This is a genomic window from Flavobacterium ranwuense, from assembly GCF_004349315.1.
In the GTDB taxonomy this organism is placed as follows: Bacteria; Bacteroidota; Bacteroidia; order Flavobacteriales; family Flavobacteriaceae; genus Flavobacterium; species Flavobacterium ranwuense.
This window is the reverse complement of sequence record NZ_SMLH01000001.1, coordinates 17,707-34,670: the sequence shown is the minus strand read 5'-3', so window position 1 is coordinate 34,670 and position 16,964 is coordinate 17,707. Positions and strand designations below refer to the sequence as shown.

General features: G+C 34.4%; 16 protein-coding genes. 15 read left to right on the top strand and 1 reads right to left on the bottom strand.

Annotated elements, in window-relative coordinates; all coding sequences use genetic code 11:
• The first annotated feature begins 59 nt into the window (after nt 1-59).
• The 13 genes from E0I61_RS00160 (at nt 60) to queA (ending at nt 14,071) form a co-directional block, all read left to right on the top strand.
• The gene (locus E0I61_RS00160) at nt 60-1,313 is read left to right on the top strand and encodes a dicarboxylate/amino acid:cation symporter (protein WP_132068643.1); all 1,254 of its coding nucleotides are present in this window, start codon (nt 60-62) and stop codon (nt 1,311-1,313) included.
• A 363-nt stretch (nt 1,314-1,676) separates the two neighbouring features.
• A complete protein-coding gene (locus E0I61_RS00155) occupies nt 1,677-2,504 on the top strand; it encodes a prephenate dehydratase (RefSeq protein WP_131991519.1) in 828 nt (275 codons plus the stop codon).
• Nucleotides 2,501-3,646 carry an aminotransferase class I/II-fold pyridoxal phosphate-dependent enzyme gene (locus E0I61_RS00150; protein WP_132068641.1) on the top strand — a complete coding sequence of 382 codons (1,146 nt, stop codon included), beginning with the start codon at nt 2,501-2,503 and terminating at the stop codon, nt 3,644-3,646. Before E0I61_RS00155 ends, E0I61_RS00150 begins: the two co-directional genes overlap by 4 nt.
• Before the next feature lie 68 nt (nt 3,647-3,714).
• Nucleotides 3,715-4,572 (top strand): prephenate dehydrogenase, encoded by an 858-nt coding sequence (locus E0I61_RS00145; protein ID WP_131991523.1) that lies wholly within the window; start codon nt 3,715-3,717, stop codon nt 4,570-4,572.
• A 145-nt stretch (nt 4,573-4,717) separates the two neighbouring features.
• Complete coding sequence (locus tag E0I61_RS00140) at nt 4,718-5,800, top strand: bifunctional 3-deoxy-7-phosphoheptulonate synthase/chorismate mutase type II (protein WP_131991525.1); 1,083 nt, start codon at nt 4,718-4,720, stop codon at nt 5,798-5,800.
• A 239-nt stretch (nt 5,801-6,039) separates the two neighbouring features.
• A complete protein-coding gene (rsgA, locus tag E0I61_RS00135; RefSeq protein WP_131991527.1) occupies nt 6,040-7,017 on the top strand; it encodes a ribosome small subunit-dependent GTPase A in 978 nt (325 codons plus the stop codon).
• Between the two features lie 45 nt (nt 7,018-7,062).
• Nucleotides 7,063-7,515, top strand: coding sequence for a D-aminoacyl-tRNA deacylase (gene dtd, locus E0I61_RS00130; RefSeq protein WP_132068639.1), 453 nt, complete (start codon nt 7,063-7,065; stop codon nt 7,513-7,515).
• 125 nt (nt 7,516-7,640) lie between these two features.
• Nucleotides 7,641-8,237 carry a Panacea domain-containing protein gene (locus E0I61_RS00125; RefSeq protein ID WP_132068635.1) on the top strand — a complete coding sequence of 199 codons (597 nt, stop codon included), beginning with the start codon at nt 7,641-7,643 and terminating at the stop codon, nt 8,235-8,237.
• 2 nt (nt 8,238-8,239) lie between these two features.
• Nucleotides 8,240-8,683 (top strand): hypothetical protein, encoded by a 444-nt coding sequence (locus E0I61_RS00120; protein ID WP_132068633.1) that lies wholly within the window; start codon nt 8,240-8,242, stop codon nt 8,681-8,683.
• Between the two features lie 85 nt (nt 8,684-8,768).
• Nucleotides 8,769-11,159, top strand: a complete 2,391-nt coding sequence (locus E0I61_RS00115; protein WP_132068631.1) for a hypothetical protein — start codon at nt 8,769-8,771, stop codon at nt 11,157-11,159.
• 25 nt (nt 11,160-11,184) lie between these two features.
• Nucleotides 11,185-11,511, top strand: a complete 327-nt coding sequence (locus E0I61_RS00110; RefSeq protein ID WP_035668323.1) for a nucleotide pyrophosphohydrolase — start codon at nt 11,185-11,187, stop codon at nt 11,509-11,511.
• 113 nt (nt 11,512-11,624) lie between these two features.
• Nucleotides 11,625-12,854 (top strand): 3-phosphoshikimate 1-carboxyvinyltransferase, encoded by a 1,230-nt coding sequence (gene aroA / locus E0I61_RS00105; protein WP_132068630.1) that lies wholly within the window; start codon nt 11,625-11,627, stop codon nt 12,852-12,854.
• A 167-nt stretch (nt 12,855-13,021) separates the two neighbouring features.
• Nucleotides 13,022-14,071 (top strand): tRNA preQ1(34) S-adenosylmethionine ribosyltransferase-isomerase QueA, encoded by a 1,050-nt coding sequence (gene queA, locus E0I61_RS00100; protein ID WP_131991539.1) that lies wholly within the window; start codon nt 13,022-13,024, stop codon nt 14,069-14,071.
• A gap of 180 nt (nt 14,072-14,251) precedes the next feature.
• On the opposite strand, the gene E0I61_RS00095 is transcribed toward queA, so the two are convergent.
• Nucleotides 14,252-14,986: an SIMPL domain-containing protein gene (locus E0I61_RS00095; RefSeq protein ID WP_132068628.1), complete on the bottom strand. Its 735-nt coding sequence runs from the start codon at nt 14,984-14,986 to the stop codon at nt 14,252-14,254.
• A 182-nt stretch (nt 14,987-15,168) separates the two neighbouring features.
• On the opposite strand from E0I61_RS00095, the gene kynU reads away from it, so the two are divergent.
• Together kynU and E0I61_RS00085 are read left to right on the top strand one after the other, a co-directional pair.
• Nucleotides 15,169-16,443 (top strand): kynureninase, encoded by a 1,275-nt coding sequence (gene kynU / locus E0I61_RS00090; protein ID WP_132068626.1) that lies wholly within the window; start codon nt 15,169-15,171, stop codon nt 16,441-16,443.
• 101 nt (nt 16,444-16,544) lie between these two features.
• A complete protein-coding gene (locus tag E0I61_RS00085; protein ID WP_132068624.1) occupies nt 16,545-16,964 on the top strand; it encodes a YMGG-like glycine zipper-containing protein in 420 nt (139 codons plus the stop codon).

The following is a 16,964-nucleotide window of genomic DNA, read 5'->3' as shown; positions in this document are numbered from 1 at the left end:
TTACAAAACGAGATGATATTCTGCATTAGATTTATATATTTACCATAAACTATATAGAAATGAATTTGAAAAATACACAATCGAGCAGTTTCTTGAAAAACTACAAAAGCATTTTATTGCTACTTGGCGGTATTCTGGCAGGAAGTATATTGGGTTTAGTTTTTGGAAAAGAAGTAGAAGTAATTAAGCCTTTGGGCGATATATTTCTGAATTTATTGTTCACAGCAATCATTCCATTGATCTTTTTTACGATTGCATCTTCGATTGCCAATTTAGAAAAATCAGAGAAACTCGGTAAATTGTTTGTAATTGTCATTGGCGTATTTTTAAGTACAGTATTGATTTCAGCCATTTTGATGATTGTTGGGGTATTGTTATTTCCCATTCAGCAAGATATTATCATTTCTAAAATTCCATTAGAAAGCATTCAGGAAAGTTCTGCGGGTTCACAAATTACCCAGTTGCTTACCGCAAGTGACTTCTTTGAACTTTTGTCTCGTAAAAATATGTTGGCGCTCATTATATTTTCTTTTTTAATAGGATTCTCCAGTTTGCATTCGGGTGAAAAAGGGAAAGATTTCAGTAGGTTCCTAAATTCAGGAAATGAAGTGATGAAGCAATTGCTACACATAATCATGAAAACAGCTCCAATAGGTTTGGGTGCTTATTTTGCGTATCAAGTTGGAATTTTTGGACCGCAATTATTTGGCGCTTATGCAAAACCGTTGGGACTTTATTATGCAGTTTGCGCTTTTTACTTTGTCGTATTTTTTAGTTTGTACGCTTTTATAGCTGGAGGAAAATTAGGATTTAAAGTATTTTGGAAAAATAATATTACGCCTTCATTAACGGCATTGGGAACCTGCAGCAGCATTGCGACAATTCCTGCCAATTTGGAAGGAGCAGAAAAAATGAATATCCCGAGTCATATCAGGAATGTAGTTATTCCACTCGGTGCACCTTTGCATAAAGATGGTTCGAGTATGTCGTCCATTATAAAAATTGCGGTTATTTTTGCCATGTTTGGTAAAGATTTTACGGATCCTGAGACCTTACTGATGGCTTTAGGAATTACTGTAATTGTTTCGGTAGTCGAGGGTGGAATTCCAAACGGAGGTTATATAGGAGAAATTCTGGCGATAACCGTTTATGGATTTCCTATGGAACAAGCGTTGCCAGCAGCGATGATTGTGGGAACCTTAGTGGATCCTATGGCAACATTATTGAATGCGAATGGAGATTTGGTTTCGGCAATGGTAGTGACCCGAATTGCGGAGGGAAAAAAATGGCTTTCGGCAAATTTAACCACTTAAATGCTTTTTGAGTTAGAATTAGTTGAAAAAAGCATTTAGAAATCGGTAATAAGTGGCAAGTTAGAAGTCTCTTTTTTAGGTATTTTGTAATAAAAAGTAGTTTTAACAAAGAATTCTTTTTTTGTTACATATAATCAAATGTTTTTTTTGGTTGGGTTAAAATATGTTCTACATTTGCATAGAAATTAATACAAAAAACAACATCATGTTGAATAACCGATTTTATTTTAGCAACTCTTATTATTTCTTCTGGAAAGTTGAAAGGGATTGTTGTATGGTTATTTAATTATAAAATTAAATTGATAATATAAATATACAATCCCGATGCAAATCGGGATTTTTTTTTGCTTAAAAGTTTGTAAAATGAATGAAATAATTGGAATACAAGGCATAACGGGTTCTTTTCATCATCAGGTGGCACAAGAATATTTCAATCAGAATGTAGCTGTTGATGAATGTTTGTCGTTTGAAGAGTTGGTTGACAGCTTGTTATCGGGGAAGTCAGATCAGGCGGTTATGGCGATAGAAAACTCTATTGCAGGGCCGATAATACCGAATTACGCTTTGATCGATAAAAATAATTTGCACATTATAGGAGAGCATTATTTGAATATTCATCAGAATTTAATGGCGCTAAGAGGTCAAAAAATGGAAGATATTCAGGAAGTACATTCTCATCCTATGGCTTTATTACAATGTATGGAATTCCTAAAAAAATACCCAAACATAAAATTAGTTGAGGACAAAGATACTGCCGAAACAGCACGAAGAATACACCAAAAACAATTGAAAGGGATTGCGGCAATTGCGAGTAAAACAGCTTCGGAATTGTATGATTTAGAAATTTTGTTCCCCGAAATACAAACGATTAATAATAATATGACTCGATTTGTAATTCTGAAAAAAGAGAATTCATTTGTGGCAGAAAAAGAAATTAACAGGGCTTCTATTAAATTCGAACTGGATCATAAACGAGGCAGTTTGGCAGCAGTTCTGAATGTTATGAGTGATTGCAAATTGAATTTGACCAAGATACAATCCTTGCCAAAAATAGAAACGCCGTGGAAATATTCTTTTTTTGTAGATGTCACTTTTGAAGAATATGAAGATTATGCCAAAGCCAAAGCATTATTAGCGATTATGGCAGAATATTTTAAAGTTTTAGGCGAATATAAAAATACAAAACCATGATTAATACAGCGAAACGTCTGGATATAATTGAAGAATACTATTTTTCATCCAAGTTAAGAGAAGTAAGGCAACTGGCATCTGAAGGGAAACCCATTATCAATATGGGAATAGGAAGCCCTGATTTACAGCCTTCAAAAACGGTTGTTGATGCAGTAGTGCTGGCCATGCAAGAAGAAAATGCACATCAGTACCAAAGTTACCAAGGGTTACCGGAACTGAGAAATGGAATGGCTGATTTTTATCAGAACAACTTTCAGGTAGCATTGAATCCGAATACTGAGATTTTGCCTTTGATGGGTTCCAAAGAAGGGATTATGCATATTTCACTGGCTTTCTTGAATGAAGGCGACCAGGTTTTGATTCCAAATCCGGGTTATCCTACCTACACTTCAGTGACAAATCTTGTTGGGGCAGTACCCGTTTATTACAATCTTAAAGCAGTAAATAACTGGGAACCGGATTTTGAAGCTTTGGAAGAACTTGATTTGTCGAAAGTGAAAATCATGTGGATTGGTTATCCGCACATGCCAACAGGAGCAAGAGGAAGTTTAGAGTTATTTGAAAAGTTGGTGGCTTTTGCCAAGAAACATCAGATATTATTAGTCAACGACAATCCGTATAGTTTTGTGTTGAATGACAATCCGATGAGTTTATTGCAAGTGGAAGGTGCAAAAGAGGTGGCATTAGAATTAAATTCTTTGAGTAAGACTTTTAATATGGCAGGTTGGAGAGTTGGAATGGTTTTAGGAAATGCAGCTTGTATTGATGCCGTACTAAAAGTAAAAAGTAACATGGACAGCGGAATGTTTTACGGGATTCAAAAAGGAGCAATTGAAGCTTTGAAAAGTGACAAGACTTGGTTTGAATCGATGAATGCGATTTATAGAAAACGTAGAATTCTTACCGAACAACTGGCGGAGAAATTAGGATGTACAGTATACAAAGAAGGAGTTGGATTATTTGTTTGGGCAAAATTGCCGGACGGAATTACATCAGCAGAGAAATTTATTGATGAAATTTTATATGAGAAATCAATTTTTATCACGCCGGGGACCATTTTTGGTTCTAATGGAGAAGGATACATACGATTTGCACTTTGTGTAAAAGAAGAAAAAGTACAAGAGGCTATAAATAGATTTTAGATTAACGATTCTAGATTTCAGATTTTCCTGCAAGGTTTTTAAAACATTGTAGGTATAAAAATAAAGAGATGAAAGTATTTGTAATAGGAATAGGATTGATAGGCGGTTCGATGGTATTGGACATTAAAACGTTGCATCCGGAAGCCACAATTTATGGAATTGATAACAACGAAAGCCATTTGGCGGAAGCCTTAGCATTAGGAGTTGTTGATAAAGCTGCGACATTTGATGATTTAGTTGATGCGGATTTTGTGATTGTTTCAGTTCCCGTTGATGTAGCGCTGATTGTTTTGCCAAAAGTATTGGATGTTGTTGGGGATACTACGATTGTTTTTGAAGTGGGTTCAACAAAAATACCTATTTGCGAAGCGGTTGCCAACCATCCTAAAAGGCGGCATTTTATTGCCACGCATCCTATTGCAGGAACGGAATTTTCAGGACCTTCGGCGGCGATAAAAGGATTGTTTCAAGGGAAGACGAATATTATTTGCGAAGTCGAGAAAACAACATTCAAATTGCAGGAAAAAGCGTTGGATTTGTTTAAAGAAATGGGAATGAGAATCCGTTACATGGATCCAAAATCACATGACAAACACATTGCTTATGTGTCGCATTTATCGCATATCAGTGCCTTTATGCTTGGAAAAACGGTAATCAATAAAGAGAAAGATGAACAGGATATTTTTGATATGGCAGGTTCCGGTTTTGAAAGTACGGTTCGTTTGGCCAAAAGTTCCCCAGCAATGTGGACGCCCATTTTTAAACAAAACAGGAAACAGGTTGTAAAAACATTGGATGAATACATTTCGAATTTATCAAAATTTAAAGAATTATTAGAAAAGGAGGATTACGAAGCAATTTATAATGAAATGCAAAGCGTGAATAAAATAAAAGAAATATTAAACGGAATTAATATAAAAAAGTAAGCCGTTTTCAGTAGACAGGCACAGTCTCAGAAAACAGTTTCAAAAAAAGAACAACACATAATAAAATAATTAAACATTAACAATTATCCATTTATGGCTCCTTCCCCTTCGGTGAGGAGCTGGGGTGGGGAAAAATTTAGAAAAGATGGAAAACAAGAAAGAAATGAGAAATTGGTTGAATGAATTCAATTTGACTCATCCATTTGTGATTGCAGGACCTTGTAGTGCTGAAACAGAAGAACAAGTATTGAAAATTGCACATGAATTGAAAGATTCAGATGTAAGTGTTTTTAGAGCAGGAATTTGGAAACCTAGAACGCGTCCGGGAGGATTTGAAGGAGTAGGAGAAATAGGGTTGAAGTGGTTGAAAAAGGCCAAAGAACAAACAGGATTGCTAATGGGAACGGAAGTGGCAAATGCTGCTCACGTAAAATTGGCTTTGGAATATGATATCGATGTATTGTGGATTGGTGCCAGAACGACAGTAAACCCATTTGCAATGCAAGAAATCGCAGATGCTTTAGCAGGAACTAAAAAAATCGTATTGGTTAAGAATCCGGTAAATCCAGATTTGTCTTTGTGGTTGGGTGGCGTTGAGCGTTTGTACAATGCTGGTATCGAAAAATTAGGGGTAATTCACAGAGGTTTTTCTACTTACGAAAAAACAAAATACAGAAATATTCCAGAATGGCAAATTGCGATCGAATTGCAAAACAAATTCCCTGATTTGCCTTTGATCATTGACCCTTCACACATTACAGGTGACCGTAACATGATTCTTGAAGTAACGCAAGAAGCATTAGATTTGAATTATGACGGTATGATTATAGAAACACATTACGACCCGGACAATGCTTGGAGTGACGCTGCACAACAAGTAACTCCAACCGCTTTGAAACAAATTTTTATTGATTTGAAAGTAAGAAAAGTAGATGATATGTCAGATGAGTTTACTCAAAAAATGAAAAAATTGAGAACAAATATCGATATCTTGGATGAAAACTTATTGGATTTACTAGGAAAACGTATGAAAGTGGCTGACGAAATAGGTCAGGTGAAAAAAGACGCTAACGTTGCTGTTTTGCAAAACAATCGTTGGAACGAAATTCTAGGAAAAATGATTTTAGAGGGTGAGAAAAAAGGATTGACTGAAGAGTTTGTACTGAAAATGTTCAAAGCGATTCACCAAGAAAGTATTGGTCACCAAGAAAAAGTATTGAATGCATAAAATAATTTAAGATTGTAGATTAACGATTTCTGATTTCGGGAGTCGTAAAATTTAGATTTTTATAGAAATCCCAAGGCTTATAGTTTTGGGATTTTCTGTTTATTTTAGAGTCTTCTAAAATCAGAAATCAGAAATCGTTAATCTTCAATCAAAAATCCTCCATAAATCCTTTATCTTTGCAAAGTCTTAGATTTTAAATTAGAAATCAGAAATCGTTAATCTTCAATCAAAAATCCTCAATGACAGGACTCGTATACAAATCTACAGGAAGTTGGTACACCGTAAAATCCGAACAAGGTGATTTTATCGAATGCCGTATGAAAGGGAAATTCCGAATTAAAGGAATCAAAAGTACCAATCCTATTGCTGTGGGCGATGTTGTGGATTATGAACTCGAAGAATCATCCGATACCGTTACGGGAACCATTCATAAAATTCACGACAGGAAGAATTATATTGTTCGAAAATCTGTGAATTTATCGCATCAGATGCATATTATTGCGTCTAATATTGATCGCGTTTTCTTGTTGGTTACCATAAATAATCCGCCAACTACTTTTAATTTTATTGATCGTTTTCTGGTTACTGCCGAAGCATACGGAATTGAAACGATATTGGTTTTTAATAAAATCGATACTTTTGATGACGCCACTTTAGACGAACAATTGTACATGCAGCACGTATATCAGGAAATTGGATACAAATGTTTGCGCGTATCTTCGACTGAAATGAAAGGAATTGAGGAGTTGAAAGAAATGATGATTGGCAAAGTGAGTATGTTCTCCGGACATTCTGGTGTTGGGAAATCAACTTTGGTAAATGCAATGGAACCTTCTTTACATCTAAAAACAAAAACAATTTCTGAAGCTAGTAAACAAGGACAGCATACTACGACTTTTGCCGAAATGTATGATTTGTCTTTTAATGCCAGAATCATCGATACGCCAGGTATCAAAGGTTTTGGAATTGTGGATATGGAAAAAGAAGAAATCAGTGGTTATTTCCCTGAGTTTTTCAAATTGAAGGAGCAATGTAAGTTCAATAATTGCTTGCATAAAGACGAGCCGCATTGTGCTATCAAAGCAGCTTTGGAAAAAGACGAAATCGCCTGGTCCCGTTATAGAAGTTACCTTAAAATTCTGGAAGGGGATGATGAAAATTATCGTACCGACATTCATAATGAAGATAGAATAATCAGTGATAAAACGAGGGAATAATAAAGGCGCGATTTATCGTGTCTGTTTTTTATAGAATATAAAATAATGAAAGTTGTAATTCAAAGAGTTTCCTCAGCTTCCGTAACCATTGACAATAAAATTGTAGCTGATATCCAAAAAGGGTTGTTGGTTTTAGTTGGAATTGAAGATAGCGATACGCAAGAAGACAGCAGTTGGCTGGTTAATAAGATTACTAATATCCGCATTTTCGAGGATGAAAATGATGTTATGAATCTTTCGATTAAAGCTATTGATGGCGATATAATTGTTGTAAGTCAATTTACATTGCATGCTTCTACCAAAAAAGGAAATCGTCCCTCTTATATAAAAGCCTCAAAACCAGAAGTTGCTATTCCATTGTACGAGAATTTTGTAATTCAGATGGAGAAAGAAATTGGTAAAAAAGTACAAACCGGAGTTTTTGGTGGGGATATGAAAGTACTTTTATTAAATGATGGACCTGTTACCATAATCATCGATAGTAAAAATAGAGATTAAGTTTTGCTGGAATTGAATCAATTATTTGTATATTTACTCTAATGCTAAAATAAATCGCATTATCTTTGCACCCCGATTAAAATTTATGTTTCTGAAAATGAATGCATTAATTAATCATTTTAATTATGACAACTAATAATAAATATTCTCGAAATCAAATTGATAAATTAGGCAATGCTTTAATTTATTTGATTGAAAATATGGGCTCTCTTCCAAAGACAAGTTTGTTAAAACTGGTTTATATTTTGGATGAACACTCGGTTAAAAAGAGAGGTTTTCCGATGTTTAATTTACAATATGAAATTTGGAAATATGGTCCTGTTTGTCAAGATTTATATATAGAGTTTAACGATGGGGCTTCACTTTTAAAAGATTACATTAAATCTGAAGTTATTGAGAATTCAATTCATATTTCTCCTATAAATAGTTTCAATGATGATGAGTTTTCAGATTCTGATATTGCAATTTTAGACTCAATCGTCGCGACTTTTTCAGGAAAAAACACCAATTATCTTGTAGATTTTACACATCAAAAAAATTCACTTTGGTACACAACAGCTACAAGAAATGGAGTTCTTGAAGCTTTGTTGAATGAAGAAATAAATGCTACCGATTATAAAATTGATTTTTCTGAATTGGTTGCTCATGATCAAAATAAATTAGATTTCTATAACGAGCATATAGAATTTCTTAATTTTACAGCCTCTTTAAATCAAAGATAAAAATGTTCGAAAAAGGAAATTTATTTTACTTTAAAGATTACATTTTTAAAAACGGAAATCCTCCAAAAAACAAATTCTTTTTGGTTTTAAAAACTATTGAAAATGGTTTTATTGCTGCAATTTTACCTACAAAAGTAGAATCGTTACCAAGCACAATAGAAAAAAATCACGGTTGTATTTCTTTTCCTGAAAAATGTATTTGTTGTTATTATATTCCAAAAGATATTCCTGTAACGGATAATGGTTTTTCATTTCAATTAGATACCTTTTTATATGCCCAACATGTTTTTGATGAAACAGAAACGAATTTGTTTTCAACCTATCAAATTGAAGATATTGAATTTAAAGGAAAATTAATTGAAGGTGAGTTTGAGAAAATCATTCAATGTTTTTCAAATTCCATATTACTCCCTAGAAAATTTAGAAAAGACCAATTTAAATTATAAGAAACACCTCACTGAAGGTGTTTTTTTATGTTCCAATTCTTTACATTTGTTTTAAGAACTAATCGACTAGAAAAATAAAAAACTTATGAGCCTTTACGAAAAATTGAAAAAAGCAACTAGTGAAGAAGACGTAAAAGACGCTTATATAAAAGCACTCGGATTAAAAGAATATCAAAAAAACCTTGTTGACATTCAAACGAAAGAAATTTGGTTTGAAGCAAAGCAAAACGCAAAACTATCTAGTTATGCCATGTTTACGCAACTCATTTATTATGTGCAACAGGCACTAAATAAAGGAGAGTATATGCCGCCGTTTCTTTGTGTAATCGACACACAAAAAGCAGCGATTATGAAAAGTGAAGACGTTATTCCTTTTCTTGCAAAAAAAACAATTAAGAATTGGGGCAAATCTGCAAGTTCTGCATCACAAGAAGCGCTCGACGCTATTTCGGCACATATCGGCACTCACTTCGTTTCTTTTAAGATAGAAACCCACGAAGAAGAGTTTATCAATACCGTAAAAAACGCCATCAAAAAAGGGGATATCATCCGCACAGCCATTACACCTGACAACTTAAAACAAGTTTTTGACAAATGGGTTGCTATGATTGGAAGCGAAATTGAAGGCGTAAAAGACGAAGATTTTGCTTTATTATTTTTTGCAGATATTATGCACGATGGCACGGTTTCTACACACGATAATTTGCCAGCCGAATTAATGCACAAAGACGGTTCGCCTGTTTTTATTTTAGACGGAAAATTTTATAAATTAGGCAATAAAGAAGGTTACCGACAGTTTTGGGCAATTTACCACAAACCACCAAAAGCTGAATATAGAAATTACCTTTTAGAACGACGCGACAGTTTAATTCCTTTGGACGAACGCAGTTTTAAAGGTGCTTATTACACGCCATTGAATGTTGTGGACAAAGCTTATGATAAACTAGCCGAAACATTAGGCAACAATTGGCAAAAAAACTATATAGTTTGGGATATGTGTTGCGGTGTTGGAAATCTAGAAGTAAAACATTCTAACCCAAGAAATATTTATATGAGTACGCTCGATAGTGCTGATGTAGATGTAATGAAAGCCACCAAAACCTGTGTAGCAGCACAACGTTTTCAATACGATTACCTAAATGATGATATTACTGATGACGGAAAAATAGATTACAGCCTAACCAACAAAGTTCCTAAAGGGTTGAAACAAGCCATAGCCGAAGGGAAAAAAATTTTGATTTTGATAAATCCACCTTATGGAGAAACAGGATCAGGTATAGGAAAAGGAGATAAAAATAAAAAAGAAGTTGAACAAACTAAAATAAATGCTTTGATGAAAACCCAAGAATTGGGTTATGCTAGTAAAGAATTATTTGTACAGTTCTTAGTTAGGATTGCTAAAGAAATTCCAACAGCGACTATAGCAATGTTTAGTAAAATGAAATATGTTAATGCTCCAAATTTCGAAAAATTCAGAATTGAATGGAATTCAAAATATTTAGGAGGATTTGTGGTACATAGCAAAGCTTTTGATGGATTAAAAGGAGATTTTCCTATTGGATTTTTAGTTTGGCAAACAAATCAAAAAAAGAAAATATCAATTACTGAAATTAGTGTTGATGTAATTGATAAGAAGGCAAAACCAATAGGAGCAAAAAAATTTTACAATTTATCAAATAATATATTTCTTAATATTTGGATTGAAAAACCAAATACTAACGATGAATTAGCTTTGCCTTTATCAAACGCAACAACAATATCAAACAATCCTAGATTAAAAAAGTCTTGTGATGGAATGGTTGGTTTTTTCTATGCAAGCAATAATGATTTGCAACATGCTGGACAAGAAACACTAATCTCGTCTTCAATTTTTACAGGAGGAAATGGTGGTGGTTTGTATATTATACCTAAAAATCTTTGGCAAGTTGCAATTGTTTATTCAGTAAGAAGATTAATAAAACAAACTTGGCTCAATGACCGCGACCAATTTTTAATTCCAACCGAACCGTTAACCGATGAGTTTAAAAACGATTGTTTAATATGGATGTTATTCAACGGAAGCAACCTTACTGCTAGTGCCAATGATTTAGAATGGAACGATAAAAAATGGTTAATAGTAAATCATTTTATACCTTTTACAGAAGAAGAAGTAGGTGCAACCGATAGATTTGAAAGTGATTTTATGGTACAATACCTAAAAGATAAAAAACTGTCCAAAGAAGCCAAACAAGTTTTAGCAGAAGGGAAAAGATTATGGAAATCCTATTTTGAACATACCGATGTGCGAGCAGTAAGAGAGGAACTAAAATTAAATCGTCCTGATGTAGGTTGGTATCAAATAAGAAATGCTTTAAAGAAACGAAACGAAAGCGGCGATTTTGCTCCTGTAAGTTTCAAACCTTTCGAAGAAGCCTATAAAGCATTGGGCGAGAAATTGCAACCTATGGTGTATGAATTAGGTTTTTTGAAAATTTAAAATTAAACTCCCAATTAAAAAAATCATGAACCTAAAAAATTCCCAACTAGACGTTGACACTTGGATCAAAGAACACGGTGTTCGTTATTTCAATGAATTGACTAATATGGCACAACTTACTGAGGAAGTAGGCGAAGTCGCCCGAATCATTGCCCGCCGTTATGGAGAACAATCCGAAAAAGAAAGCGATAAAAACAAAGATTTAGGCGAAGAATTAGCCGATGTGGTTTTTGTGGTATTGTGTTTAGCAAACCAAACTGGAATCGATTTGCAGGCTGCGTTCGACAAAAAGATGGATTTAAAATCTATTCGAGATAAGGACCGTCACAAAAACAACGAAAAACTCAAATAATTTGTGAATCATAAATTATGAATTATAAATGAGGAGTGGTAAATTGCGCACCTAAAGTATTTGAGTAGAAAGCTAAAGCTATAACTCATCATTCATAACTCATAATTACAAAAATGAATTTAAAATTAAGTACGAATTCACAATTCACAATTGACAATTCACAATTAAATATTACCGGTTCAAAAAGCGAAACCAACCGACTATTATTGTTACAAGCCTTGTTTCCAAATATTACTTTAGCCAATACATCCAACTCTGATGATAGTGAAGTAATGCAAAAAGCCTTGAAAGGAAGCGAGGAAATAGTAGATATTCATCATGCGGGAACGGCCATGCGATTTCTAACGGCTTATTTTGCAGTAAACGAAGGTCGCGAAGTAGTGTTGACTGGCTCTCAGCGAATGACGGAACGCCCCATCAAAGTTTTGGTGGAAGCCTTGGAACAATTGGGTGCGAAAATCTCCTACGAAAAAGAAGCAGGGTATCCACCTATTCGAATCAAAGGACAAAAAATCACAGCTTCTAAAGTTACTATTCCTGCAAATGTGAGCAGTCAATACATATCGGCATTGTTATTAGTGGCGCCAAAACTGGAAAACGGTATTGAAATAACTTTGGTAGGTGAAATTACTTCGGTTCCTTACATTAAAATGACATTGGCTCTGTTGAATGATTTGGATATCAAAACCAGTTTTATAGGAAATGTAATTACCGTTTATCCAAAACAAGAAGTAGCATCAAAAGTAATGACCGTAGAATCCGATTGGAGTTCTGCTTCTTACTTTTTTAGTTTGGCTGCTTTAGCTGAAAATGCGACTATTTCATTGACCAGTTATAAAGAAACCAGTTTGCAAGGTGATTCTGCTTTGGTTGAGATCTATAAAAAAATGGGTGTTGAAACTCAATTTGAAGGAAACAAAATGACCCTTACAAAAAATGTCAACTTCGTACCTCAAACTGTAAATTTCGAATTAAACAACACACCAGATATTGCCCAAACTATTGTAGTTACTTGTCTAGGATTAGGAATTGGTTGTCATCTTACAGGGCTGCATACCTTGAAGATTAAAGAAACCGATAGATTAGAAGCGCTTAGAATAGAGTTAACTAAATTAGGTGCGAATATCTCAGTTACCAATGATAGTTTGACGCTTATGGCTTCAAACGAAATCAATCATAATATCAAAATTGCTACCTATAACGATCACAGAATGGCGATGGCATTTGCACCATTAGCTTTAAAAGTGCCAATAATCATCGAAAATGCCGAAGTAGTTTCTAAATCATATCCTGATTTTTGGGAAGACATGAAAAAATTAGGATATAATGTGTCTGAGATTTAGTAAATAAAATTTTAGATAGTGCCCTTGCGCCTTTGTGGCAACGGACTTTTGAAAATAAACAGCAAAACACTTGACAACGCCTATCTCACAATCGTATATTTGCAAACGATTATAATTTATTGAGGCTTAACTCATAACTCATAATCCATAACTCATAACTTTATCAAATGAAATTATCACATTTTCAATTCGATTTACCAAAAGAACTTCTTGCCGAATATCCAGCTGAAAACAGAGACGAAGCTCGTCTAATGGTTATTGATCGTAAAAAGGGAACTATAGAACATAAAATGTTCAAAGATGTTATCGATTATTTTGATGACGGAGATGTTTTAATTCTGAATAATACCAAGGTTTTTCCAGCACGTTTGTATGGAAACAAGGAAAAAACAGGAGCAAGAATCGAAGTTTTTTTACTTAGAGAATTAAATTCTGAGCAAAGACTTTGGGATGTTTTGGTTGATCCGGCACGTAAAATCAGAATTGGCAACAAATTATATTTTGGAGATGACGACTCATTAGTTGCTGAGGTTATCGACAATACGACTTCTCGTGGAAGAACATTGCGTTTCCTTTACGACGGTTCTTATGAAGAATTCAGAAATAAATTAACGGAACTTGGAGAAACTCCAATTCCAAAATACATTTCTAGAGACGTAACTCCGGAAGATGCGGAACGTTACCAAACCATTTATGCTAAAGAAGAAGGAGCTGTTGCAGCACCAACTGCCGGTCTGCATTTCTCTAAAAATTTATTAAAAAAACTAGAGATAAAAGGAATTAAATTTGCCGAAGTAACACTTCACGTAGGTTTGGGAACTTTCAATCCAGTTGAGGTTGAGGATTTATCAAAACATAAAATGGATTCTGAGGAATTAAAAATTACTCAAGAAGCGTGTGATATTGTGAATGAAGCCAAAGCTAAAAAGAAACGTATTTGTACTGTAGGAACAACATCGATGCGTGCTGTAGAAAGTTCTGTATCTTCACATAATACATTAAATCCTTTTGATGGCTGGACAAATAAATTTGTATTTCCACCTCACGAATTTACGATTCCAACGTGTATGATTACCAATTTCCACACACCAAAATCTACTTTATTAATGATGGTTTCAGCATTTTGCGGCCATGATTTAATGAAAAAAGCGTATGCAGAAGCAATCGAAAAAGAATACAAATTCTATTCTTACGGTGACGCGATGTTAATCATCTAATCTGAATTACATCAGATTCTAAATAGCAAAATCTCGTCAGTTATGGCGAGATTTTTTTTTGGGCGTGCCCCAAGGGTCGGGCTATACGCTGTATCTTTATTTTCTTAAAGAAAGAAAATAAAGGATGCCGCTTCCATCCCTCACGCAAAACAATTTCGGGATGACTTATGATTTGTATTCCTAATTCACTTGATACACCAATCGTACCGTAATGTTAGCCGTTTTGTTTTTGGATTGTGTATTGAATGATCCTCCATAAGAAAAATCTTCAGATGAGTTTTGACCCGTAATTTGAAAAACACCCATATCTGATTTTTTTAGATTTCCTAAACTCGCATCTGCATTTTCAGCAATACTTTTTGCTCTGATACTCGCATCTTTTGTAGCTTCGGCAATCATTTTTATTTTTAACTCGGCAAGTTTTGTGTAATAATATTCAGGTGGAGTAGAATAGAATTCCACTCCCGAGTTGATTAACTCACTTGATTGTCGTGATAATTCTTCAATTTTATTTACTTCCTTAGATTGAATGCTCACGCTTTGGGTTAAGGTGAATCCACTGAAAATTTGCTGTCTTGTAGTTCCGTTTTCGTTATAGGTAGTTTCAAAATCTTTATTGAAATTCACTGCTGAAAATACCATTTCATTCGGAGCAATTCCTTTGCCGGATAAATAGCTTTTTATTTTCTCTCTGTCAGAATCCAATGCTGCGTAGGCATCTTTCAAAGTCATGCTTTTTTTAGAAAAAGAACCGCTCCAAACAATCAAATCCGACACGAAATCCTTTTTTCCGGAACCGGTCACGCTTATGGTGTCATTACTTTTATTTCGATTCTGAAAAGCATTCGAAAATAAATACGAAGAAATTATCACGGCGACAGCAATAATAATAACGTTCAAACTGTTTTTAAGCATAGCTAAGAAATTTAAATTCAATCAAATATAGTTAAATAACGAGTTGTTTTTTAATTCCGTATAGTATTCAAGAATTATTTTTTCTCACCCGGAATTTTAACTTTTTTATCTGTCGTCAATCGACTAAAAGTCTTTTATCTATCTGTCTTTTTTTACTACTTTTACAAAACAAAATACAAATCATGACATTCGAAAATACCCTTGAATTTGCAAAACAACTTGATTCGCAAGATCAATTACATAAATACCAAGATGAATTTATTTTTCCGCAGGTAAATGGAAAAAAGGTAATTTATTTCACAGGAAACTCACTAGGATTACAGCCTAAACGAACTAAATCGTATGTAGATGAGGTGATGAATGACTGGGCGAATTTGGCTGTCGAAGGTCATTTTTACAGTAAAAAACCATGGTGGGATTACCATGAACGATTTGCAAATCCGTTGAGTAAAATTGTGGGTGCTTTGCCGAGTGAAGTTACCGTGATGAATACGTTAACGGTCAATCTTCATTTGTTGATGGTTTCCTTTTACCGACCTACAAAAACCAGATATAAAATTATTTGTGAGGAAAAAGCATTTCCTTCGGACCAATATATGTTTCAAAGTCAGGTTCATTTTCATGGTTACAAGCCAGAAGATGCGATTGTAGAAATCAAACGTCGTGAAGGCGAACATAACATTCGCCTAGAAGATGTTTTGGCTAAAATTGAAGAAGTAGGTGATGAGTTGGCTTTGGTTTTAATTGGTGGTGTGAACTATTACACAGGACAAGTTTTTGATATTAAAACGATAACTGAAGCTGGTCATAAAGCTGGTGCAAAAGTAGGTTGGGATTTAGCCCACGCTGCAGGAAATGTAAAATTGGAATTGCACGATTGGAATGTGGATTTTGCAGCTTGGTGCAGTTATAAATACATGAATTCTGGACCTGGAAATGCTTCAGGATGTTTCGTTCACGAAAAACATCATAACAATAACGATTTACCAAGATTTGCAGGATGGTGGGGACATAATAAAGAACGTCGTTTCAAGATGGAACCAACTTTTGATCCTGTTCATGGTGCTGATGGTTGGCAAATCAGTAATTTACCGGTACTTTCTCTGGCACCTTATTTGGCTTCAGTAGAAATGTTTGATGAAATAGGAATGGACGCTTTAATTCAAAAAAGAGATAAAATTACTTCGTATTTAGAGTTCATTCTGCACGAAATAGACAAAGAAGTCGATAGTACTTTCGAAATTATAACACCGTCAAATCCATCAGAAAGAGCGTCACAATTATCAGTGTTGCTTCATGGGGAAGGACGTAGTTTATTTGATTATCTTATGAAAAATGGTGTGATTACCGATTGGCGTGAACCCAATGTTATTCGATTAGCACCAGTTCCATTGTATTGTTCTTTTGAAGATATGTATCACTTTGGACAAATATTGAAATCTGGGATTCTAAAATAAGTCAGACGCAGAATTATATAAAGAATAGTTTAAATTGTATAAAGTTTATTGCGCAGTTTAGGTGTTCCTTTGTATAATTACAAATTATAAAATTTAAAATTATGAAAGCATTATATTTTTTACTTATAGCCGCAGTTGTTGTTTCTTGTCAAAATCAAGGGAAAATGGAAATTCAAAAGGCAAAACAGGTTACTGTTGATTCCATGAAAGTTGAAATGGAGAAACAAAGAGTTATTGATTCCATGCAAGTTGAAATGGCTAAAATGGAAGAAGCCAAAATAGAAACTCAAAAAGAGGTTATTGTTGTCAATCAACAAGCGGCTGCAACAACTACCACTACAACAAAAAAGAAAGGTTGGAGCGGAACCGCTAAAGGTGCTGTAATTGGTGCAGGAGTTGGTGCTGCAACAGGAGCAATCATTAGTAAGAAAAAAGTTCAAGGAGCTATAATTGGCGGTATCGCAGGCGCAGGTGTAGGTGCGGGAACTGGGGCTATTATAGACGGAAGAAAAAAGGAATAA